We start from the raw sequence: 22,853 nt of genomic DNA, 5'->3' as shown, positions 1-22,853 counted from the left end.
TGCTTTCAAAAGATTGTTAAGATTTCCCTGACTTTTTGCCAAATTGAGCTACCAATTCTGCACGAGTCAACGTATATAAGGCATGGATAGAGTTCTTGGCTGGAGTTTGTAGGAGGTAGGCGATCGCTGATCTAAGCGTTTCGTCAATTTCACCAAATCGCAATTTTGCTAGAGCTTCTAGAGCTTCCTTTTCTCCTTGCTTTTGAATGTAGTATTCCTCAACAGGACCGATGATTTTGAAAAGATCTTTTTTAAGTGTTGAGGGATTGACACCGTTCTCTAAGCCAGTCAGTAATTCTTCCCGCGAACATGTCAGCAAAAGACGGAGTACTTCATTCGATGGCATTTCAGCCATTAGATCGATGGCTTCTGACAATACCTCATCTAAAGTGCCATACCGCAGCATGAGCAATTGGCGAACCACCGATCGTCGATCTTCAAGTTTTGCCAGATGTTTGAACTCTTCAATATAGGATGGCATAAGCATGCATTCTCCTATCTCTTTGGTTAGCAGGTATTATCAGGATTCTGGCTGACTAAACCGTGTTAAGAGATCTTCACGGGATAGTTCCAGCAAGAGCCGTGTGTACTCCTCAGGCGATAAAGTCAATAAGTGGGCAACAATCGACGCTAACTGCTCATCTAAAGTGCCAAAACGGACTTTGAGAATATTCTCAATAATCTCGCGTTGTCCCTCCTCCTTTATTAGTCGTTCGATGCTAGTAACGTAGGGCATTTGCCGTTCCTCCTGGTACTGTCGCAGCTCTGCTAGAAATTCCCGCTCTAGGCTATCAGGCAGTGTCATCATCCAGCTAACCAATCTGAATAGCTCCACCGCATCACTTTCACTATAACCTTGCTCGAATAGCTTGAGAACGAGTGTCCACTTCCACTGCTTACGTTGCTGGGGCTGACCTGTCGTGGCTTTTGTCTTTAAATGAGCCATGACCACAACAACAAATGGGTTTCGGCTCTGATCCAGTTCTTCCCAGTGGGCTTCATAGTCAATGAGCTTGGCGATCGGAAATTCAATTCCAACTCGGCACCCACCCAGATCGTAACCGTAAGAAGAGGGTCGCCAGTTTGGACGCTCATCGCCCAAAACAGCAAGGCTGATCACAGGTTTACGGTAGCGATCGAAGCAGCGATAGTTATACACGAACATTCTCTCTGCGAAGCCGGAGTCCTCCTGGGACTGGACTTCTATATGTACGAGTATCCAGGTTTCTTCGCCATCCTGTTGCCAAACTTTGAACAGCTTGTCGGTGAATCGTTTTCCCAGTTCGCTGTCTTTAACAAACTGCTGAAATTCTTGCTCCAGCGACTCATAGCTTCGTCTCCAGTCAATCAGTTCATGCACGACTGGGAAGAAAAATGCTAAGAATGGCTCAAAATAAAGCTCTAGCCCTTCTTTCCAAGGGTCATCAAAACTGGCTTGTGGTTCAGATGGATTGGTAGCTTGAATGATTGGTTCATCGCTCATGCAACGTTAACCCGTGTATTACCTGTAATCATAGAGATTCGTCAGGTTCGTAATAGCGCCAGTTGTAGCGACGAGAGCCGCTACCGCTATCTAACTTATCGATCGCCCCCGGATCACCGTTCAAAAACTCGCCCAGATCCTCATACTGACTGGGATACCAGGAACCAGAAGTCGTGGTTTTGGGTTCATCGGGTAGTACCAAACTTTCCCCAGGCTTGAGATGAGCAAACCGAGGATGGCATTCATCTTGAGTTCTGCCATCTGGGGTCAGGAGTTCTTCGCTTTCATCGTCGGGTTCCTGATCATATTCCTGAACCAGCAAACCATTTTCCAACCGTTTGATTTGCCAGGACATAGCTATCCTCCTTGTTTAGCAACTAAAAAATAGCCACATGGCTGATTTTGCCACTACTGCTTCATGTAAAGGTCAGAAAACAGTCTAACGCTTTCTGAACCAGATAGTAGTACGTTTATATCACGAACATAGGTAATGGATCTGACCACGCGGGTCATTGAAGGTTCCGGTCTCAGCATCCCGATTTTTGATGGGGCGCACAACAACGGGAAGGGACGGTATTTGTCTGAGCCGGAAATTATCAAAAACTCCTTGCTGGAACAGGTGTTTGAACCAGAGGAGTTGCAATCGTTGCTGCTAGTAAAAATTGACCATCGTAATCCAGACGCAAATCATCTACGCAGACGAGATTTTGCTGATGGTATTTCGCGGCGGCTCACGTTTAGTTCTGGCAACAGTTATTACTTTGCGGATGCGGATCTGCGTCAGAAGATCCGGCGATTATTTGCGACAGAGCCGGATACTGCCTGTCGGTATGGTTCTCTATTGGTGAGTAACTGCTACAAAGGGTCTGACACGTTGGAGAACCTGCGGGTCAAAATTGTGGATTTTAATGACCCAGAGTATGCTCACTACAAGACTGGAGATTGTCACGGTAAGATTTCGCCGCAACTTGCTCGTCAATTAGGGGGTGAGCAGAATTGCCCGTTTCAATTCCGGTTTGCCTGGAGGAAGCAATGGGCAGAAGGAAGCGAGGAAAACTGTCCGCGTGTCAGCTTCTTATCTAAGGGAACGCTACTGCCTGATGCCCGACTGACTGAGGCAGAGGGCTATGACATCATCATGGATCGATCGTCGATTAAGGGGATTAAAAAAGCCCGGTTGGACGAGCTGGTTCCGTGTGGAGATTATGAGTTTCCGCGAGCCGCAATGGGCAACCGGGGCAATGCCAGAGCCACCAGTTACGATAATAGCTGGCAATTTACCATCTGGTATTCCGAGGATGCAGTGCGGCAGGATTTGAAGCAGCCGACCGAGGAAAAAGCCAAAGTTTTGGCAGATTTACAGCGGCATCCTTTGGCACTGGCACGATACATCGTGCAGGAATACGACAAAGAGCAGCAACGGCGACAGGAGCGGTCGGAAGAAGACTTTGAGGATGAGGATGGTAATGCCAACAGTCAGGTGCAGGAATCTCGCTGGATTTCACTGCTGCGAAGCGATAAATATGGGCAATTGGTTGAAACTCCCAAGTTTCGGAAGTTTGCAACGGATTATGTAGCGGGTAGATGGCGAGATTTAGCGATTAAGAGCGGCTACAGCCATAGTTCTGGTATGGCGATGCCATCGGATGACTTACCGCGTGGCACGGTTTGTGTGCCTCATCTGCCAGAAGGCGATGTGATTCTGACTCGCTACCCAATCGTTAACTCAGACAATATCCGTCTCTACCGCAACAGCCATGACCCGGAACTCAAGAAAACTCGCAATGTCATTTGGATAAACCCCCAAGATGCTGAGGAATATCATCAGGCAGACTTCGATGGCGATCAACTCATGGTTAGCCCTGCTAGCCAGTTGCCTAACCTTGCCAAAGAAACGCTGCGAGCGGGCGAGCCAGGACGATTTGAGGCAGTAAAGCAACGCCCCAAGCTGGCTTACAGCGAAGTTGTAACTGATGATGGTGGCTCAAAGTATCAGAATTTGGCTCAGATTGCGGCGGCAGCGAATCAGAACAAGGTAGGTTTGGTGGCAACCAACATTGGGCGGGTGCAATCGTCGATGCCGGGGGAAGGGGAGAATGTTGAGCGGTTTGAGCGCCGTCAACGAAAACTACTCAACCGTCTGTTTCAGGCACTTCAGGTCGAGGTCGATTCGCCCAAAAGTGCAGAGCGGTTGGAGGATATCAAGGAGATCGAAGGGGAGAATCTGCTTTCGGATGCAAAACGCTGGTCAGAATCTCATCCCAGCCACTTTTTTGACTTTAAGAAGGACGATCGCCTCTATCGGAGTTTTGCGATGCCTGCCGATGCTCCTGGCTCGATCAATGTGCTTTCCAGAGAAGTAGTTAACCCCTTGTGGGAGCCGACCCGCATTCGGAGCCGCGATCGCCACGAGTTCCGCTATTTATTTCCGAAAGATGAGTTGTCTGTGGATGCGTTGGAGTGGGCAGAGGAACTGAAGATCCGGTTCCAGCAAGCCAGGGATGAAATTCAGGAACGGGTGGGGGAAGACCGGGATGCTTTCAATGAGGAATTGGGCAAGCTTTACGACAGCTATCGGGCTGAGATCGATGAATTGTTTCCGACTCCGGAAGAGCGTTTTGAGGGAGCCGCGGCACTCTGGTATACCCAGCACACGCGCCCAGAGATGGATCGGCATCGTCGGGATTGTCTGGCATTGGCAGAGCAACTGGATATCACCTTTGCCCTTCAGCATGGCTATGAAGTACCCAGTGAAGCGCTACCCAGAGATGCCTATGTGTTGAGTGTACCGTTTGGGGCGGATGCGATTCGGTGGAAGGAAACCTTAGAGCACAAAGGTATTCAATTTGATGCGATGATTCATCCGCAGCTACCGATGATTGAGTTTGCGCTCAAAGATCTTCCGCCCCGTTTGGTTGAAAAGCTGGAGGCGAAGTTTGGCAAAAATGTTAACGATCTGGATGAACTTCGTGTACCCGATGATTTGCGAATTATTCCTCCCGCTGATCATATCTGGGCGGAATCTCGGCAGGATTCAGGCGTGGGGGCGCTGGCATACAACTTGTTGACTGAGGAAGTCTGTCAGCAGCTTCAGGCATTTCAGTTCGATGAGATTAAGGTTTTGGGTATCCGCCACAATGACTTTGCCGGGGAGAACTTTGCCAGTAAGCAATGGCGCAATCAGTCCGTGAGCATTCAGGTGGGGGAGTTTGAACTGCCGGAATCGCATCCAGAGTATTACCGTTATAACGGCACCCCGATCGTCCAGATCGACGACAAGAACTTGGGCACCTTCTCACCGGATACTCCTAAGCTACCGATCGGGAGTTCTTTTGAAGCTAATCTACGTCCTGAAGGTTCCAGTGTGGTGCTGAAGTTGAACCCTGATTCCATTCAACTTCCTGAGCCAGTCCTCCCTGGTGCCGAAGCTGTTCAAAGTTCTGAACTGGATAGAGATCAATGGCGTAAGGAGATGTTTTCAGGACTGGTGACAGCCGTAGCCACAACCTACGAGCAGCGCCGGTCAGGTAATGCTGAAATCGCTCAGTTTAAGGTGGGTGACAAATGGACTGCTTACGTTCAACCCACGGGTGACTTTATTGTTCGGAATGAAGCGAGGCGAACGATTTGTCGAGGGAATCTACATACAGGTGAGGAAACAGTGTCACTGTCAGAGGATTCTGCTGGTGACTTGGAGGGGATGTTGGTGGAAAGGGAGCGATCACCACATCAGGATAGACAACGAATGATAAATTTATCTAATGAACAATTTATCCTTTGACGGTGATTAATTCAGATAGTGCTTACTAACAGTTCTAACTAAAATCAGTCAACCTATTAATTGATAGCTGATACGAGTGAGATTTCTTTTATATTTAGCAGGTAGATTGCCTGCTGATGCAAACGGTTCTAAGTTTTCGGGTAGTGCCATTGAGGGAAGGAAGAAGAAAAATAGACTGAAATGGTCAATCCAGTGCTGTAAGGTTTCTGACAATGCCTGATCATTCTCCAGTCTTTCCCAAATAGGACTACCAGTTTTGGATTTAGAAAGCAACTATAAAATCTTCCATTCCCTGATCCTAAACGGTTCCATCCTCACTCTACAATCTCTCATGGTTCCAGGTTAATAACCCTGAATTACTTTAGACTAGTATTATCAGCACGACTTCATTGCTTCTGATGAATAAAGAGCAGAGATTAAAGACCCCTGAATCCCTACTAGTTAAATTGGTTGAACATGGTTTGCTACTTCAACAGGACAAAAATTTACCAAATATTGTGTCTTTTGTAACAGGTGAAGTAGTTCGAGGATCATGGTGGTCTCATCCAGATGCTCAAACTATATATGAGTGTCTGAATACTGTAGTAGAGCATCCTGATGTGCTGGTGAGTAAGTTAGTGTTGGGCAAAGTAACTTTTGTCCACAGACGGCTATGGTCTTCGATACTTGCAATGGCTAATTCTCACGACTTATGGCAGTTTGAGAACCTCTCAGAGCAGGCTCGTAATCTCTATGGAGTAATAGAGCAAAACGGTACTATGCTGTCATCAGGTCAGAAAGTCAAGGAACTTGAGCAACGGCTCTTAGTACACAGTGAGCAAGTTCATACAGAATCAGGACGACACGAAACACAAATTGAAACTTGGATGTTGTGGGCTGAGCGAGTCAACTGTCAAAGTATTTTGGCAGTTTCTGAAGGAAAGTTCCAGCTAGAAACAGCCGTACGTTCTTTTGGCGGAAAAGAAGCGATGCTGCCATGGTATCGCTACAGTGGTAAAGCATAAATTGATAAGGTTATAGAGACCTCAATAGATTATTAAGTATTTGTTTCAGACAGAGCATGTGAGAGCACAGCAGAAACTGAATCCAAGTTCCAATTACACTTCTCGTTTTCTCAAAGGTGTTTCATTGGGATGTTGATCATAGCACTTAAATTATTGAGACCTTGAGGGGCAAATAAGACCATAGAATTATTATTCGGATCATTTAACCAAGAATTATATTCTGTCGCTGGACCTGTCGGAGGGAGGCTTCTTCTTGTATCAAGCTCTTCAAGCACATTTCCTGTCTCTGGTTCAAACATGGTTACACGCCCTTCAATATCGCCTGCAACAGATAAATGCGATCCTTCTCCTCGATAACGAATTTCAAACGGGTGTCTGAGAGGAGATTCAAGCTGATTTAAGACTACCTGATTTTCTAAATCTACTATCACGATTTGATTACTTCGCCAATTTGTTACGTATCCCAAACCAGTTGGACCAACTGTAAACCAAGTTGTGTCTCCAAGTCCCCATTCAGGATTTGGTTCCGAAAGACTACTATTGCCAACAGAAATTGTAGCTGTTACTTGAAGAGAGCTAAGGTCAACTAATGACAAGCTGGCATCTTCAAAATTAACGACAACAAGAAGATCATGTAGCAAATCAATAACAACGTTGAAAGGTCCTTTCCCAACCTGGATTGTGTGTGTTACTTGCCAAGTTAGTAGATCTATAACACTGATGTTGTTGCTTCTAGAATTTGCAACAAAAGCACGAGAACCATCATCCTCAATAGCAATTCCATTCGGACCAACACCAACTTGAACTTCTCGAACAAGAGACTGATTGTTCAGATCAATCACAGCAACAGATGAGTTGTCGGTGGAGATTGCACTTCCATCAGTAGAGAATCTGGCTAGTGTTATAAGTGCAAAGGCTCCATCAGGTGTTATTTGTGCCATCCATGGACAAGAACCATCTCCTAATGGAATAACTTTGGTAATTGTCAAATTCTCAATACTTAAGAAAATCACATTGTTGCTATCTTGGCACGGAATCACCAGAAAGCGATTATCAGGTGTAATCGCCATTAAGCCAGGATGAAGTCCTTCAGGTGCAAGATTAATGTGGATACAAAGTGGACAGGTAGGATTAGAAGGAGAATTTGTCATATTGTAAGGACTTTTCAAAGAAAGTGTCAGCTCAACTCAAGATGTCCCAAACATGCTACTTTAACTGGCTAGCAATTTGAGCTTTTAGTTTTACACTAGTGAGAGCTTTAAGAAATGCAATTAAATCCTGTTTGTCCCTCTCACTAAAATTGAGTTCATGCATTTCTGGATCTAGATTTTTATTTGAAATTCCTCCTTTGTTATAGTGATCTATAACTTCTTCCAGGGTATTTAAGCTGCCATTATGCATGTAGGGAGCAGTTAGCTCTATATTTCGGAGAGTTGGTGTACGAAAAGCTCCTATATCCTCTGGACGCTCTGTTATGGATGCTCGGCCCAAGTCCTCTATAATCCCTTTTTCATTAAAACCAATGCCAACATTGTGAAACCGATTATCGGTAAATAGTGCTGTTGAACCACCAAAAGGATGGCATTCTTTGCATCGAATAGTGTGACATTCAACGCATCGAGCTTCACCAAGAAATATTTTGAAGCCTCGTTTCGCTGACTGGCTAATAGCGTCCTGCTGTTTGCCATATAGGTATCGATCAAAAGGAGAATCACCTGCAACCATAGTTCTTTGATATGCAGCTATTGCTTTCGCCACGCTGTCAGCAGAACTTTCACCATAAATCTCACGGAGTTGTTGACCATATTTTTTTTCAACACGCGCCTTAAGAAGTTCTGGATAAAGACCCATCTCTTTAGGATTAAAAAGAGCTGCTAGTACCTGCTGTTCAAGAGAAGAATTCTTACCATCCCACGATAAATGATCCAAAAATGCTGCATTCCAAACAGTTGGTGTATTACGAATACCTTCCTGATTATTAATACCTAAAGATAAAGCTCGATTATCTGCAAATCCATGAGTAGAGCGATGACACGTAGCGCAACTGATTTGCCCATTACTGGACAATACAGCATCATCAAAAAGATCTTTACCCAGCAAAACTTCAGAATTTTTAGGTGGCTTACCAGTCGGAAAATTAGGTGACATTAAGCCAAGATCCATTGGAACAGTAGCTTCAGGAGAGGAACTCACATCTGTAGTAATTGCGTTAGCATTTAGAATCGGTGAGATAGTAGTCGCTATGGCTATTACCAATGCTGAAAGCACAAGAAGCTGTTTGGCTATTTTGATAACCACTTGTCTATACATCCGTAACTGAGCAATGGAGGGTTGTCAAGTAAAACTAGGATCTGAAACTGCAACAATCTGAATTGGCTCAATTATCCGCTTCACACTGTTGCCTGCTATATCTTCTGCTATGGCGTTCACTTTTAGATTGGTACCAGGCGCAAATGGACCTAAATTAGCCTTAAATTTGGTTGGTCCAACGAAGTTGCCCGCAAGGTAGAACATAGTTTTGTCAGAGTATGTCAACCCGTTATCAGTAGAATACTCAACTCGGACTCCACTAGCTTCTTTAAGCATGGATACTGTATCACTAGCAGCAAAGGTAACCTCAATTATGCCAGTTTCGGGATCAACTGAATATCCTAGTCCAGTCGTTTCAGGAGGTGTTGTGTCATAAACTGTAAACCATTCATCTTGAAACAGAGGTTGTTGCGTCTCTTTATCAACTGCAGTGACTCTCGTATCAATATGTTGTCCCTCTTTAAGAGTTCCTGGAGTTTTAATAGTTATATATCCATTTATTGTCTCACCAGGCATAATTTGGTTTTCCTGTTCCTCCTTGTGCTCTGTATACATAATCCATCCATCAGGTAGATCCGACGAGGAGAGCTTCCAAACCACATTCAATGGTTTCTCAGTATTGTTTCTAAACGTATAGTCATGGAAGTGTACTGCGTCAGGTTTTATTTTAGAGTTGACGTTAAAACTCTTTACAGCAATGACGCTTGCTCCTGAAGTTTCGTCAACAGGAGTAACCTTGGCTCTTAATGAATAAGGAGAATTCGCTCTATCTAGTTCATCAATAAGCGAATTCATGGCAAAAGTGCCTTTCATTTGCACAATTCTGCCTTCTGCACCACCTTTTGCGCGTGGTGGAAGTGTGACTGTTTGGGGTGTATCTTGTGGTTTTGAATTACTTAATAGGACTTGTCCTTCTTCATTAAGAATGGAAACTTCAAGATAGCCTGTAGCTTGTTCGTCGCTATAGTTCTTTACTTCGAGTTCAACTTCAAGAATTCTTTGGGTGTTACGCCATGCAATGAAAGCGTTAGGTCTATCAGTTTTTTCATCAAAACCAATCGATAAACCATTATCGGCACATGCATTACTTGAAAGAGCAATGCAAAAAACCAGCACTAAAGAAAAGAATTTAGCAATTGTCCAGAAAACTTTCATAAGAAAAGCAAACCCCAGAATTTAATTTGCTCCATCCAAGCTCCTAACTTAGTACTACTGCTAGGATTAGTAATTCAAGTGATTTTAATAAAATGTATTGATTATTAAAAGAATTAATAGTAAAGTTATTAAAACTTCAAGATGGTTTTTATTACTTTGAATTATAGGTAAAGTTTTTACATTTTTTGAAAAACTAGATTATTTTAGGACTTACGCACTATCCAAATGACTCAAAGTATGCATGAATGTAGTTGCAACGTTTGAGCGATTCTAAGAGACACAGCCAAATAGAAATATGGAGGCAAATTTGCTATTGAGTCAGTCCTGAATTGTAGTCTCTGATACCAGGCGAGGTCGATTCACACCTTGTTTTTCTGTCAATGCGTAAGTCCTATATTTAATTACATAACTTTTAAGGTAGATCGAAGATAGTAAATATCAACAGTTAAAACTTAAATATATGAAGGAATTTTAAACAATTTTTTGTTGGCTATAACCCTATAGTGGAATCTATATTCTGGCTTTTTGTATTTGCATAGAGATTTTGTTTAATTCTCGGATAGGTGCAGGAGGAAACTCTGGATCGGAGTTACAGGTTTCAAAAAACTGCTTATTAAATTTATGTTCATAAGCTAAATACTTGAGGAAAGTAATATGGTTGTACCGTCCTCTAACTTTGAATCGTATGGAAACTATATGTGGAGAAACGGTCAAAAAATTAATTTAGAAAAATCCCTTGATCGTTTTACGGTTATGCCTTCTAACTCTGAGCAATTGGATAAAATAAAGAGCGCTCCAGGGATAAAGGGTATTAGTCCCATTACTAATCAAGTTTATAAAGTTGAAACTAGCATGACTGAGCGAGATTCTGCTATGTCTGCATTGCGCTCTGAAGCATTTAGAGCTGTTGCTCACCATGCTTACCTTCTTGAAGGTGCAGAAGGTACAGTATTCTATCTTACTAACAAGATTATTGTGCGCTTTGAAGCAGGAGCAGAACTTGCTGTAATCAATTCACTTTTCAATAAATATAGTTTAAAGTTAGTTAGAGAATACGAGAATAATGCGTATTTAGTTCAAGTAACTACAAATAGTGGTGAGAATCCAATTAAGATTGCAAATCGATTGATGGAAGAAGAAGAGGTCATCTCTGCTGAGCCGAATATAGTCAACCGCTTCCAGACTATGTTTATTCCCCCGGATCCTCTTTTTCGTCAGCAATGGCATTTAGATGCACATTCAGGACCGCAATTGATTTCAGAAGCTTCAGTCATGGCTCCAACAGCCTGGGACATAACACGTGGCGAACGTAGTGTTATTGTGGCAGTCCTGGATGACGGGTTTGATCTTGGGCATCCCGATTTCAAAGGAGAGAATAAAATAGTCTTTCCAAAAGATTACATAGATGGAGACGCAAGCCCATTTCCAGATTCTCAATTAGGAAACTATCATGGTACACCTTGCGCTGGGGTAGCAATTGCAGAGAGTAACGGGCGTGGAGTTGTAGGGATAGCACATGGTTGTGCTTTTATGCCTGTAAGGTGCCCTTTGCAGTTGGATGATAATCTGTTAATTGAAATTTTTGAAGAAGTTGGTAAGCAAGCTAATGTTATTTCATGTAGTTGGGGACCTCCTCCTGCATTTGCACCACTTTCAAAAGCTGTCTCTGACAAACTTGCTTATTTGGCGAATTCTGGAGGTCCTCACGGTAAAGGATGTGTAATTTGTGTTGCTGCTGGTAATTTCAATGCACCAATTAATGATCCACTAAATAGTGGCGGCTTTATTTGGTTAAATCCTGGTTTAGGTATACAACAAACAACAACAGGTCCCATTCTAAACGGATTCGCTGCCCATCCTGATGTAATCACTGTTGCTGCTTCTACTAGTCTCAATAAGCATGCTGCTTATAGTAACTGGGGACCTGAAGTCAACATCTGTGCACCAAGCGATAACTCTCATCCCCTTGATCCACAAAAGTTTGTTCCTGGTCGAACCATTTGGACAACAGATAATGAAAGGTTTGGTATTGGGTTTGCCCCTAACAGTCGCTATACAGGTTACTTTGGTGGAACCTCTAGTGCTACTCCATTAGTAGCTGGTGTTGCTGCCTTAGTCTTGTCTGTAAATCCTGAATTAACAGCTGTTGAAGTTAAAGAGATTCTACAATTAACAGCTGATAAAATTGTTGATTCTGATCCAGACATTATCTTCAATACAAACCGTGGTCAGTACGATAGTGCAGAACGCTGTGACTGGTTTGGGTTTGGTAAGGTGAATGCGGCTCGAGCAGTAGCTGAGGCTCAGAAACGACGAAGTTCTCCCTAAAGAGACATGACAGCTTGTGTATTTTACACTAAGGCTTACAAATTTAGCTTAGTATTTATCAACATTACTAAGGTTATTCTTAAGAGAGCAACTGATTCCCGGGAATTTTCCATAGAACTAGCTATCGGAATGCAAGTTTAAGAAAATCTAACTCAAAAATTTTTGCTCTATCGTTTTCCGTATGCTGATGCTCTCCGTGAACATTATTAAGCGATTTGAAATGCCCAAAGACCTAAAAATTCGTTACAGTCCGTTCCGACACGTATAGTTCAGGCGATAGAACCAAACTTTTCAAGTTGAGAGAATGATATGGACTCAATCCTAACTAAAGTAAACGTACCTGGTTATAGAATTGACAATGCAGATGTTCACAGCCCGATGTTTATTGCTATTTCATTAATGCCAAATGGGCGAAGACCAGGATTACCTGCTTTCACTCCAGATCACCGCTATTTACTAATTCCTAATGAGGAAAGTGATAATGTATCAATTTTGAGTTTAGCGAAGCTGTCAATTATTCATACTGTTGAACTGCAAGCAGGTAGCCGACCCTGGCAAGCTAAGGTTCTTCCATCTGGACAGTTCGCTTATGTAACAAACTCCAGATTTCAAAACACTGCTACAGCTAGCCCAAGAGAAAATTCTACAGTTAGCCTAATTGATATGAATATTGGTGAGGTGGTTAAGGAGATTGTAGTTGGAGCTGGTCCAAACGGGGTTACAGTTGATCGAAAAGGACAGAAAGGTTATGTCATGAACATGCGAAGTAATACTGTTAGTGTGATAGATGCTTCAGCACATGAAGTAGTTGAAACTTTGCAAGTTGGTGATGCTCCAGCGTTTGGGAAATTAACTCACGACGGGAAGCTATTAGTTGTAACAAATTTAGGCTCGTCGTCATTATCTTTAGTTGATACCGACAGGATGGAAGTTATTCAAACAGTTGAAGTTGGGATACCTAAACTCAACGACTCCTATCCTGAGTGGGGGGAAGGAGATACAACAGGTGTGGCAATCTCCTCTGAGAATATTGCCTATGTTACCAATTGGCGTAGCCACACAATCGTCATATTAGATCTTAAAACTGGTTGTACTACTAAATTCGATTCCCCTATCAAACACCCATTTGGAGTGGAAATTGATTCAGTTGTTGGTGTGGTAGTTTTTACAAGCGGAGTTGAAAAGGCATTTGCAGTTTTTGATATACACGATGGTAAGTGGCTTGGAGTATTTCCTAATAATGGAACTGTATTTCCAGGATTAGAATCAAGGATGACAACGCTTAACCTTTGGATGACAGATCCGGATAACAACAGATTAACAGCCCTTCTTCCACGAGGACTTAAAGGTATTTCAGAAGATTGGAACCGCAATATGGTAACTAAGTTTATGTGAGGTTTTGTCTAGTAGCGGGTACTAGTTAATGTTCTGGATTGACCAGACAGGTGGCGCTTCCCCATTCCAAGTAATAAGAACATTGGTATCTTTTGCTGGATTAGCACCTTTGTTGGTATTTTTCAACTTCATTGCTTAAGCGTGATGCATTGAGGATATGGGATCTTTAGATTACCAAGTTACTTGTGAGTCAAACAAGCCGAAAGGAGACAATTCTAAGATTGTTATGAACTAGCCAATTGGATATTAGACAAATCGCCATTGGGCATAGGTAGCCTGAGCGATCGCCTTGTTAGGGTGACATCTACAGCAACCTTAACTTGTGTTCCATGGCTGCCTATGGCTACCAAAACACCCACCCGACCCAAGCAGCGCCAGGGTACCCAGAAGCGATCTTGGCAAAACCTGACCGATCGCCGCAAACTCCGCCATCTTGAAAACACCCTGGATAAAGCCATCACTAAGGCGCTCCAGGAAGGAGGAATTGAGTCTCATGCGGACTTCAAGGCTTCTGTCGAGTCATTTAGTGAGCGATCGGGCAAGGCTCCCATTACCGTTGAACTTTGTGAAGGTGGTGGCAGTGATGATGAAATTCGGGGCTACCGTTTCTATCTCACCAGCGACCCCAGCCAAAGAACTAGCGGTAAGTATTTGATCAAGAACCTGGAAGGCGTTACGGATAAGGATGAAAACTACTTTACGCCCTCCAATATTGCTGAGATGTTTGGGTTTGAAGAAGCAGAATTCGGTGATCTGGATACCGACCTGGATGATGCCCTTGATCTGGACGATGACTTGGATGAAGAGCCAGACGAGGCACTGAATGCCCTGCTGGACGGAGACCTTGATGAGGATCTAGAGAATCTGGGGGATGAAGAGCTTGCTCCAGTTCCGACAGCTAAAAATCAAGCTAAATCATCGAAAGCTCAGAGCAAGGCTCAATCTAAGGAGCAGACTCAAGGCAAAGCTAGTAAATCTAATGGTCGGGACTTCCGCTACCGAGACCCGATAGAGGAGGCATCTCGTCTGAGTGCCTCGGCAGCTGTGAATGGACGCGAGACAAATGGGGTCAATGTGGCGGGGCTGGCAGGGCAACTGGCAGCTCTGGGCATTGTGGTTGGGCAGGGCGTGTTAGAGAACCTGGCAGCTCAGGATGACGAAGAACGGATCGAACGAATTGTCCGAGAACTCCAGCGGCAGAATGAGCAGGTTGATAACCTGACCAGCCGTTTGCAAGAGGCAACAACCGGGCGCTCAACGGTAGCGCCATCAGTGGAACCAGAACCAGTTGTGGGGGACAATCCTTTAGCAGATGCGGCTGCAACGGTGGGGAATAAGGTAGACACGCTGGGTGTAAAACTAGACCCCACTTACAAAGCGCAACCCCTGGAGATTGATCGGGAAGCCAGCATTAGCGAACAGCTTGACCAGATTGAGGCATATCTGAAAGGGCTATCCAAACGGCTTGATCGTTTAGAAGTGGCGGTGAGTCGTTTAGAGAAGCAAATTGCAGAACAAACCAATTCTTCAATGGTTGAGCCGGAGGTGGATACAGAAGAAAGTCGGGCTGCGGTACCCGCACAAGCGATCGCAGAGTCCAAAGTGCTGGAACAATTGATGGCGCGACGAGCTGATCCTCAACAAGTTTCTTGTGCAGAATCTTTAGTGGGCTTTGCCCGAGTTGCTAAGGAACTTTCGGATGCTGCTGATCAAGAAGGAATTGCGATTTCCAGTAACAAAACTCTGCGGATGGACGAGCAAGGGAATCAGGTAGCGATCACCCTTAACAACAACCAGGGCAATACCCTTTTTGCAGGCAACCGCACCGATGGGCAGTGGGCGATCGCAGCAGATCACCTCAGTTCTGATGAAAAAGCTACCATTGCTAAACTTCCTCAGTCCAAGCAGGAATACGCCACCAAAGCCAGTGCCCAGGCATTGATTGCCACCTTCCAGGAACGCTTATCGGAGCGATTCAATGGGGAGGCTGAACCTGTATTTACCTGGACAGATCAGGGCAAAGCCAAGTATGAGTTTGAGGTTGTGACGTTACCGAATGGGACTCAGTTGCTACAAGGGTTTGACCCGAACCACAAGGATGAACAGGTTTTTGATGCCATGTTGGTGCCCGGTCAATCGCCAGACATCCTGCATTGCAGTATTCCCATACGAGAGATGGAGTCAGCCATCAATGAGCAGATATCTGAACAGACGGATGAAAAGCATCTGAATCGACGCTCTGGTAAAGCGTCTGCCAAACCGAATCGAGAAGAATTGCAAGTTTAATTAACAAGCTGGATCACCATTGATGGAGAACCGATGATGCAAAACATTAAAACTCCCGTTACTAAGTCTCACTTAACTCAACTACATCGTCGCTCTACTCAACAATTGGGGCATTTCAACCTTACCAAATCTGATTTATTGTTCATTGGGCTTTGTGTTGCTGTTGTTATCTATTTGTTGATTAAAGAGCCGTTGCTCATAACTATTTTGGGTTGTGCCAGTGTGGTATTCCTCAGCCTCTGGCATTTGATTAAGACAGTACCCATTTTGGAAAAATACCTGGGTGCCAGAATTCGTTTCTGGCATATTGCCTCACTCATTATTGCGATCACGGCGCTGCTCAACACCTTCGCGGCACCTGCCCAGGCTATCTTTCTCAGCGGATTAGAACAATTTTTCGTCAATCTGGCTCAGCAAAGTTCACAGGCAGGTGGCGGTACTGCCACGCTGGATGCCAATGTGATCGGGCTAATTTTCAACTTAATTCGGGGGGTATTTTTGTTGCTGGTTGCGGCTGCGTCACTTTTTGCTTACAACCAGGCGCAGCAAGGAAACGACTGGCGACCGATCGTAACCCAGGTAGGACTGGCATTTGCGATCGTGATTGCGATTGATGTGGTCACGTTTATCTTCGTGGGGAATGGTACAGGAACGGCTGGTGGTTGATCTGGTAACGTGAATTGCAAGCATTATGGAACGAGATTTCAATCGAGAATTCATCAAAGTCAATCGAATTTTAGGCAAGCAAGCGAGTATTGGTCCCATTCCAGCAGATCAACTCGGTCCCTGGGTTGCCATTGTTATTCTTTGTTATGTCATCACAAATGGTTTCTTCAGCCTGGGTCTTGGCTGGTTCTTTGGAGCATCATTCTGGTTGATTGCGAGTTGGTGGATTCTGACTGGAAATCAACCCCATCAATTTCTCGATCGCTGGCGTAATCCACCGGGAACCGAGTGGTGTAACGGCAACAACATCTATGTTTCGCCTATCCCAGAACATAGACCAATCTGGATTCGCAAACGTTATGGTGATGCACGGATCAACATTCGACTGAAACCAGTGCAAGTGCCCAATCAGTATGGAGGCAAAAGTACGTTTATGCCATTCCAGAATGAAGTTAATATCTGCTGTATTGCAGAAATCAAAAAAGATGATCGTGAAGTGGCGGCACTGTTGCTAGAGAAAGGCAAATCTCAGTATCAGCTTGTGTTTGGATTTCGTGTGGCTGGACTGCACGATGTGCTGTACGACAGTGAGGTGAATGCGTTTGCTCATGCAATTGAAGAAGGGATGAAAGAGTTACCGATCGGGGAACGGATTACCTTCTGCACAGGTTGTTCAAGTGATGATGCAGCGCGACAAGAAGAACTGTCTACCCTGGCAGAGGAATGCCAATTAAAACCTGTTTCCGTGCTGACTCGCAATGAGCAATTACGAGTACAGCAACTTACTCAGGGAGGGATGCGGCAGAACTGGAATCAACTTGCTTTTTGTACCTGGACGAGTGATGACGAAGCAGGTACGCAACACAAAGATTTGGTTGGCGGGCTGATCGAACGGTTAAGAAAAACGGGTTCCTGGGTAGTCGAGCAGATTACGGGAAATAAGCGCGTTTATCAAGAAGCATTTTTCAAAAAGCTTTTACTACAAGGGTTTCAGCAGGGGTTTATTCAATGGGAAGTATTGCTCAATACTAAAGTGGGACTGGAGGTAACGCCCTGTAGCGCAGTAGATCTGTGGCAGTGGCTCTGGAGCCGATTTAATCAGGGCGTTGCGCCTCCTATTCCGCAGGTCATTACTTTAAAGGAGACAGAAACCGGACTGGAACTGACCGAAACTGTGACGACGGACAAGCACCTGTGTACCTTGCTCATTGAAGGAACTCAGGGGCGGTCTGCTTGCCCGGAGCATCGAGGTGATCACGATCGGATTTACCTGACGGGAAGAGGTAAGGTCTGCGGTGTGATGACGATGACCGATCCACCTATGGGCTGGACGAGTACCCGAGAACATTTGAAATGGGTTTGGAAAATTCTCTCTTCGAGCTACGTGCATGACACTGAAGCCTGGATTGAGATCAGTCGTGGCAATGACTTTTTTATTCAGGACAACTTGGCACGGCAGGCAAAGCAGTCCAAGGCAGCTCGCACCATTGCGGTTACGAAAGGGCAGGGGCGAGATGTAGGAGCTGAAATTAAGCAGGAAGAGTCCTTTGAGGCACAGCGCCGTCTCTATGAGGGTACGAAAGCGCTACACTGTGCGCCAGTCTTTTTGGTCTATCGCAACAGTGCTGAGGAGTTGACCCATGCCTGCAATTTGCTGGCGAACAGTTTTGAAACGGCGAAGGTGATTCGAGAGCGTCATATTGCCTGGGAAATCTGGCTCCAGGCATTACCGATTACTTGTAAGCGTCTGTTGCATGGCAACAACTTGAATGAGCGCCGATTGACCCTTGATACACATACAGTGGCGGGAATTATACCCCTGACGATGCCGAAGGATATCGATCGATGCGGTGTAGAGTTTTTAACCGGACGCGGTGGCAAGCCTATCTACATTGACTTATTTCATCATCAGATTGGACGGGCGCTGATTACTGGAACGTCAGGTTCAGGCAAGAGTGTATTGGGCTGGCGATTTGCCATGGAAGCTCTGACAAATAACATTCCAGTGGTTGGGATGGACATTTCTTCCAGTGGTAATAGTACATTCAAAACGGCGATCGAACTCTTAGGTGATCAAGGAGCGTATTACGACATCTCCAGTGGTAGCAGCAACCTGCTGGAACCTCCTGATCTACGCCGCTTTGATAAGTTGGAGCGCGATCGCCGCATGGAGTCCTGGAAGGACTTTATTCGCCGTGCATTGAGCGCGATCGCCATGGGAAAGATCCATAATCCTCATCTGGCACAACGGGTAGATGCGTTGCTGATCAGAGCGCTGGATGTCTTTCTGCGCGACCCAGAAATCATCACCCGTTATAACCGAGCGTTTGAAATGGGTTGGCGATCGCCCGAGTGGCAACAGATCCCAACCTTGCCAGACTTCATCAAATTCTGTACCCGTGAACGATTAAATCTCCGCTCGTTTGAGGATTTGGATCGACACTCGCTTAACCAGATTCAGAGCCAGGTGAGTGCCTTGCTGGCTTCACGCTTGGGCAAGGCGATCGCCCGTCCGAGTACTTTTTCGCCTGAACCTGCGATCAAGTTCTTTGCTCTCAGCGGTTTGACTAATGAGCAGGATGCTTATCTGATGGCAATTAATGCCCACGCTGCCTGTATCCGCAATGCGCTTTCCCATCCCCGCAGCTTGTTCATTGGGGATGAGTTATCGGTGTTGCTTCGCAGAGATGGGTTTGCTCAGATTGTCGGGGAGACCTGTGCAACGGGGCGTAAAGACGGTATCGCAGTGCTGTTGCTCTCTCAAGATCCAGACACCATTTGTGAGTGTTCGGCAGGTTCGCAAATCATGCAAAACATTAATTACCGAATTACTGGACGCATTACCAGCAGCGGGATTAACTCTTTTCAACGGTATCTTGGCTACCCCCCTAACATCATCAGTCAGAATGCCACAGAAGCTTTTTTGCCTCGTAGCAGTGATCTCTACTCTTGCTGGTTACTAGAACTGGGTGGTCGGTTCTGGAGGACTCGTTTCTATCCAGGTGAATTGATGCTTGCCAGCGTTGCCAACAATCAGGATGAACGGGAAGCTCGCGATCGGGTGATGGCACACTATTCTCTCACGCCCAAAGGCAGATTACTGGGTTTGAAAGCGTTTGCAGATGAATATATTCCAGCATTGCGAGAGGGCAGAGGGTTTAGTCATATTGGGCAAGGTTTATCAGTAGCGCAATCAGGGCGATCGCCCCAACAGGAGGATTATCCCAGTGATCCTGCTGAACATGATCAACGCTCACTTATTGCACGTTAAGGAGGTATATACTATGCGACTCAAGTGGATGACAATTCGACTCATGACGCTGTTTCTAGTCGTAGGTGTTGGGTCTGTGAATAGTCCTGCATTTGCACGCACTCAAGATACGGGCAGAGACCCGGTTGAGGCAGCAATTCGTGATCAGGTAAATGGCAGCAATGTCTACGTATCGAATACGGGCAATCAAATCAATGATTTCTTGGGAGATGTGCAAAACTTTGTGCAAAACGATTTACTGAGTCCGGTTAACAATTTAATTCAATCGACTCTGGGTGCGTTTCAGGTTCCAGATCTATCTCAACTCTGGAGTCAAATTATGGGTGGTTCAGCCAGCCGTGATCCGGGTGCGGTTCTGTCTGAGACTTTAGAGAATAAGACTACTGGGCGCAGTTCTTACGGCATTCGCGAGGATCTGAGCAAATATGCTGCTAGAGCCACAGCTACAGGAGTAGCGGATCAGTCCACCTTGAGTCAGGAAGCACAAACCCAGATGGCTCAAGTACGGCAAGCAACGCAGCAGAACACGCAGGAAAGTGTGCGTTTGGGTGAGGAATCCCAGGGTTTGGACGTGACTCAACGGATTATGCAAAACCTTTCCCAGCAGACTGCACTTAACAGTCAGGTGAATGAGCGGGTGCTGCAAGAGGCACAGCAAGCACGGGTCGATCGGGCGATCGGCAATACATTGTCGGCTCAAACTGCCCGTGAACTATCAGCGATTACCACTGCCGATCGTCGCAAAAATATTTCCGCAGGCAATGCAGCCAGTCAGCAAGGTGGTTTGTTGATGATGCCAGGTGGAGTGACGCTGGGTTCCGATCAATAGCCCCACCGAAACAATCGCGATGCCTTTAACGGTTTGATTTGACGGCTAACGCTCATGATGTCCCTAATTGCTCAATCCTTTCCAACTACAGGCGGAGAATCCGATGCCCTGGACATTATCACCAGTTCGCTGGAATTGTCCCGTGCCACGGTGGAGTCCTGGAACACGGTCTGGCTAGTAACGCTAGACCCGCTTGCGTCTGGACTCTGGATTGGGCTGATCCAATTGGGCATTACGCTGGGAGCTGCCAGCATTCTGTTTATTGCGATGACTACGGGTAAAGACATTATCGATAAGCAGTCCTGGTCAGAGTTAGCCTCCATCTTCGTCTGGCCGTTGGTGATTATGATTTTTCTGGGTGCGAATGGCAATGTCCTGGCAGGTACGATCAAGTTTATCCGAGGCTTTTCCTACACGCAGGTGCAAAATGTATTGCAACTTCAGGTGGGTGAACTGACTTTTCGGGATGCCATTTCCAATGTGACGATCACTGGCATTGCCAAACAACAGCTTGAAAGTCTTTACAGCGAATGTCAGGGTAAGGTTGGCACTGAACTGGTGGAATGCTGGAACTCAAAGCAAGAGCAGGCACAAGCGATCGTGGCTGAAGCAGAACGACAGGCGCGATCGCCCCTGGAGCCGTTACGTGCCTTTGGTCAGGCGTTGTGGAATGCATCATTGCCCGGTCAAATCAGCACAGCCGTGCGATTAACAACTGACCCTGGTAGCGTATTCCGAGACACTGCAATTCCCATCATCCGGTTTATTCTCTACGCTTTGCAATGGGGATTCGTCAATATTCTGGAAGCGGCACTATTGCTAACGGCGCTGTTTGCACCGATCGCGATCGGACTCTCGCTTTTACCGCTGCAAGGTCGCCCCATCTGGGCATGGCTAACTGGATTTATCACTCTTTTCGGGATTCAACTGGGTTACAACATTGTGGTCGGCTTAACCGCCGTTGTGTTGGTTAAGTCTGGAGCGGAACTGGTATCGGATGTAGCATTTCTCTTTTTCCTCAGCATCTTTGCACCGGGACTAGCGGTTCTGGTTGCGGGTGGTGGGGGCTTTGCGCTTTACAACGGCATTTCATCCAATGTGAAAAGCCTGATTGACATTTTTAGTAATGCGATCGGTACAGTCACCAGCATTGCGCTGATACGACGGGGGTAGCTATGCAGATTAAACGACTTCAAGCTCCACTTTTACCAGAGGCAAAAAACTTGCTGGCAGTGTGTTTTATCTGCCTGACTGTCTTCAACAGCCTGATTTTTGTCTTAACGCTATTCACTGCCTTTCGAGTGAACCGTATTGCCGAAAGAAAGACAACCTTTGCTCAGTTGGTGAATGGCGAAACGATTTATGTCTCGGAGCAAGAGCGTCACTGGCGCTATCCATCGGTGATCCAGAAAGTCGTCAGTGATTGGACGACCCTAACCTTCAACTGGGATGAAAAGATTCCTGGCACGAATGAACCCGATCAGGGGATTCGAGTTGGTAATAACAAACGGATTCCGACCAATGCCTGGTTTGCTTCTCTGCTGCTGGAATCGGAGTTTGCTAAAGCGTCTCTGCCCAAGGTTGCGGAATTGGTTCCTCCGGCGCTTTTCTCGGGGCAGATTCGGAGCACGACGATCATTTCCTACCTGTCGGAACCGAGAGAAATTCGACCTGGCGAATGGGAAGTGGATCTGGTGGCGACGCGGGTGTTGATCGATCGCACGACGGGTAAGGATGAGCGAATTCCTTTCAATCGCACGTTTACCTTGCAAGCGGTTGAAGTGCCGCGATCGCCCCTTGGAGCCGATGCGCCTCTGGTAGAACGCAAAATCTACGAAATGCGTGCTGCGGGGTTGCAAATCACCCGAATTGTCGAGTTTAACCCCCAGCAACAGCGGTAGTGCAGCGAGGATGATCATGACGAATGCGAATCGGCAGTTTGAATCCCATGAGTTTGATGAGGTGTCTGAGGCATTTTCCAACTCGACTCATCATTCAAACGGAAATGGCAAAACTTCTACAACATCAGTCCAGTATGGCTTGGAAGCTGATGATGACCTGACTCCAGAGGAGGAACAGCAGCTAGCGGGTTTTAATCCTGCCACTCCGCAGCTAATTTCAGAAGAATATCGACTGAAGCAAGACCAAGAAAGTGCAATAGAGCGTCCCCTGGCGGAACGTGCCAGCATTCGATTGGGTTCCGTTGTGGCAGTGGTTGGAACAGTGATGGGAGCCGGAGCTGTTTTGTGGTTTGGCTTCCTTCAACCCCGCCCACCAGCCCGACAAGTTACTCAGTCGCCCACCCCAACCCCGACAACGCCTCCAACGTTTGATGAGACGGCTGA

General features: G+C 45.8%; 16 protein-coding genes and 1 pseudogene. 11 read left to right on the top strand and 6 right to left on the bottom strand.

Features of this window, described 5'->3' with window-relative positions; genetic code table 11:
* Positions 1 to 16: 16 nt before the first annotated feature.
* Genes IQ268_RS12135 through IQ268_RS12125 form a run of 3 tightly spaced genes read right to left on the bottom strand, consistent with a single transcriptional unit; the run spans position 17 to position 1,838 of the window.
* Positions 17 to 481, bottom strand: a complete 465-nt coding sequence (locus IQ268_RS12135; RefSeq protein WP_193878888.1) for a hypothetical protein — start codon at positions 479 to 481, stop codon at positions 17 to 19.
* A 39-nt stretch (positions 482 to 520) separates the two neighbouring features.
* Positions 521 to 1,483, bottom strand: coding sequence for an Rpn family recombination-promoting nuclease/putative transposase (locus tag IQ268_RS12130; RefSeq protein WP_193878886.1), 963 nt, complete (start codon positions 1,481 to 1,483; stop codon positions 521 to 523).
* 28 nt (positions 1,484 to 1,511) lie between these two features.
* The gene (locus IQ268_RS12125) at positions 1,512 to 1,838 is read right to left on the bottom strand and encodes a hypothetical protein (RefSeq protein WP_193878884.1); all 327 of its coding nucleotides are present in this window, start codon (positions 1,836 to 1,838) and stop codon (positions 1,512 to 1,514) included.
* A 135-nt stretch (positions 1,839 to 1,973) separates the two neighbouring features.
* Here IQ268_RS12125 and IQ268_RS12120 point away from each other — a divergent pair, with 135 nt between their 5' ends.
* A complete protein-coding gene (locus tag IQ268_RS12120; RefSeq protein ID WP_193878881.1) occupies positions 1,974 to 5,264 on the top strand; it encodes a hypothetical protein in 3,291 nt (1,096 codons plus the stop codon).
* A gap of 398 nt (positions 5,265 to 5,662) precedes the next feature.
* Complete coding sequence (locus IQ268_RS12115) at positions 5,663 to 6,268, top strand: hypothetical protein (RefSeq protein WP_193878865.1); 606 nt, start codon at positions 5,663 to 5,665, stop codon at positions 6,266 to 6,268.
* 110 nt (positions 6,269 to 6,378) lie between these two features.
* Here IQ268_RS12115 and IQ268_RS12110 read toward each other — a convergent pair whose 3' ends face one another.
* Genes IQ268_RS12110 through IQ268_RS12100 form a run of 3 tightly spaced genes read right to left on the bottom strand, consistent with a single transcriptional unit; the run spans position 6,379 to position 9,733 of the window.
* Positions 6,379 to 7,419: a hypothetical protein gene (locus IQ268_RS12110; RefSeq protein ID WP_193878863.1), complete on the bottom strand. Its 1,041-nt coding sequence runs from the start codon at positions 7,417 to 7,419 to the stop codon at positions 6,379 to 6,381.
* A gap of 55 nt (positions 7,420 to 7,474) precedes the next feature.
* Positions 7,475 to 8,566, bottom strand: coding sequence for a cytochrome c peroxidase (locus tag IQ268_RS12105; protein ID WP_193878861.1), 1,092 nt, complete (start codon positions 8,564 to 8,566; stop codon positions 7,475 to 7,477).
* Between the two features lie 36 nt (positions 8,567 to 8,602).
* The gene (locus IQ268_RS12100; RefSeq protein WP_193878859.1) at positions 8,603 to 9,733 is read right to left on the bottom strand and encodes a hypothetical protein; all 1,131 of its coding nucleotides are present in this window, start codon (positions 9,731 to 9,733) and stop codon (positions 8,603 to 8,605) included.
* A 654-nt stretch (positions 9,734 to 10,387) separates the two neighbouring features.
* On the opposite strand from IQ268_RS12100, the gene IQ268_RS33245 reads away from it, so the two are divergent.
* The 9 genes and pseudogenes from IQ268_RS33245 to IQ268_RS12055 form a co-directional block, all read left to right on the top strand.
* Positions 10,388 to 12,061, top strand: a complete 1,674-nt coding sequence (locus IQ268_RS33245; protein WP_193878857.1) for a S8 family serine peptidase — start codon at positions 10,388 to 10,390, stop codon at positions 12,059 to 12,061.
* Between the two features lie 309 nt (positions 12,062 to 12,370).
* The gene (locus IQ268_RS12090) at positions 12,371 to 13,456 is read left to right on the top strand and encodes a beta-propeller fold lactonase family protein (RefSeq protein WP_193878855.1); all 1,086 of its coding nucleotides are present in this window, start codon (positions 12,371 to 12,373) and stop codon (positions 13,454 to 13,456) included.
* 339 nt (positions 13,457 to 13,795) lie between these two features.
* Positions 13,796 to 15,742, top strand: a complete 1,947-nt coding sequence (locus IQ268_RS12085) for a hypothetical protein (protein WP_193878853.1) — start codon at positions 13,796 to 13,798, stop codon at positions 15,740 to 15,742.
* Between the two features lie 33 nt (positions 15,743 to 15,775).
* Entirely contained in the window at positions 15,776 to 16,408 is a 633-nt protein-coding gene (locus IQ268_RS12080) for a hypothetical protein (protein WP_228035295.1), read from the top strand.
* A 25-nt stretch (positions 16,409 to 16,433) separates the two neighbouring features.
* On the top strand, positions 16,434 to 19,679 hold the full coding sequence (locus IQ268_RS12075) for a hypothetical protein (RefSeq protein WP_228035294.1): 3,246 nt from the start codon (positions 16,434 to 16,436) through the stop codon (positions 19,677 to 19,679).
* Between the two features lie 13 nt (positions 19,680 to 19,692).
* Positions 19,693 to 20,508, top strand: coding sequence for a hypothetical protein (locus tag IQ268_RS12070; protein WP_193878851.1), 816 nt, complete (start codon positions 19,693 to 19,695; stop codon positions 20,506 to 20,508).
* Positions 20,509 to 20,562: 54 nt separating this feature from the next.
* Positions 20,563 to 21,681, top strand: a complete 1,119-nt coding sequence (locus IQ268_RS12065; RefSeq protein WP_193878849.1) for a hypothetical protein — start codon at positions 20,563 to 20,565, stop codon at positions 21,679 to 21,681.
* A 2-nt stretch (positions 21,682 to 21,683) separates the two neighbouring features.
* Positions 21,684 to 22,409, top strand: a complete 726-nt coding sequence (locus tag IQ268_RS12060; protein ID WP_193878847.1) for a hypothetical protein — start codon at positions 21,684 to 21,686, stop codon at positions 22,407 to 22,409.
* Between the two features lie 16 nt (positions 22,410 to 22,425).
* Positions 22,426 to 22,853: pseudogene (locus tag IQ268_RS12055) on the top strand (hypothetical protein); the annotation flags it as partial.

It is taken from the genome of Oculatella sp. LEGE 06141, from assembly GCF_015207605.1.
Lineage (GTDB): Bacteria > Cyanobacteriota > Cyanobacteriia > Elainellales > Elainellaceae > Oculatella.
The sequence above is the reverse complement of the archived record's forward strand: the minus strand, read 5'-3'. Positions and strand labels throughout refer to the sequence as shown.

Bases quoted from the DNA above. Each gene is read 5' to 3' on its own strand.
- IQ268_RS12135 (WP_193878888.1), bottom strand. From the start codon at position 481: ATGCCATCCTATATTGAAGAGTTCAAACATCTGGCAAAACTTGAAGAT.
- IQ268_RS12130 (WP_193878886.1), bottom strand. From the start codon at position 1,483: ATGAGCGATGAACCAATCATTCAAGCTACCAATCCATCTGAACCACAA.
- IQ268_RS12125 (WP_193878884.1), bottom strand. From the start codon at position 1,838: ATGTCCTGGCAAATCAAACGGTTGGAAAATGGTTTGCTGGTTCAGGAA.
- IQ268_RS12120 (WP_193878881.1), top strand. From the start codon at position 1,974: ATGGATCTGACCACGCGGGTCATTGAAGGTTCCGGTCTCAGCATCCCG.
- IQ268_RS12115 (WP_193878865.1), top strand. From the start codon at position 5,663: ATGAATAAAGAGCAGAGATTAAAGACCCCTGAATCCCTACTAGTTAAA.
- IQ268_RS12110 (WP_193878863.1), bottom strand. From the start codon at position 7,419: ATGACAAATTCTCCTTCTAATCCTACCTGTCCACTTTGTATCCACATT.
- IQ268_RS12100 (WP_193878859.1), bottom strand. From the start codon at position 9,733: ATGAAAGTTTTCTGGACAATTGCTAAATTCTTTTCTTTAGTGCTGGTT.
- IQ268_RS33245 (WP_193878857.1), top strand. From the start codon at position 10,388: ATGGTTGTACCGTCCTCTAACTTTGAATCGTATGGAAACTATATGTGG.
- IQ268_RS12090 (WP_193878855.1), top strand. From the start codon at position 12,371: ATGGACTCAATCCTAACTAAAGTAAACGTACCTGGTTATAGAATTGAC.
- IQ268_RS12085 (WP_193878853.1), top strand. From the start codon at position 13,796: ATGGCTACCAAAACACCCACCCGACCCAAGCAGCGCCAGGGTACCCAG.
- IQ268_RS12080 (WP_228035295.1), top strand. From the start codon at position 15,776: ATGATGCAAAACATTAAAACTCCCGTTACTAAGTCTCACTTAACTCAA.
- IQ268_RS12075 (WP_228035294.1), top strand. From the start codon at position 16,434: ATGGAACGAGATTTCAATCGAGAATTCATCAAAGTCAATCGAATTTTA.
- IQ268_RS12070 (WP_193878851.1), top strand. From the start codon at position 19,693: ATGCGACTCAAGTGGATGACAATTCGACTCATGACGCTGTTTCTAGTC.
- IQ268_RS12065 (WP_193878849.1), top strand. From the start codon at position 20,563: ATGATGTCCCTAATTGCTCAATCCTTTCCAACTACAGGCGGAGAATCC.
- IQ268_RS12060 (WP_193878847.1), top strand. From the start codon at position 21,684: ATGCAGATTAAACGACTTCAAGCTCCACTTTTACCAGAGGCAAAAAAC.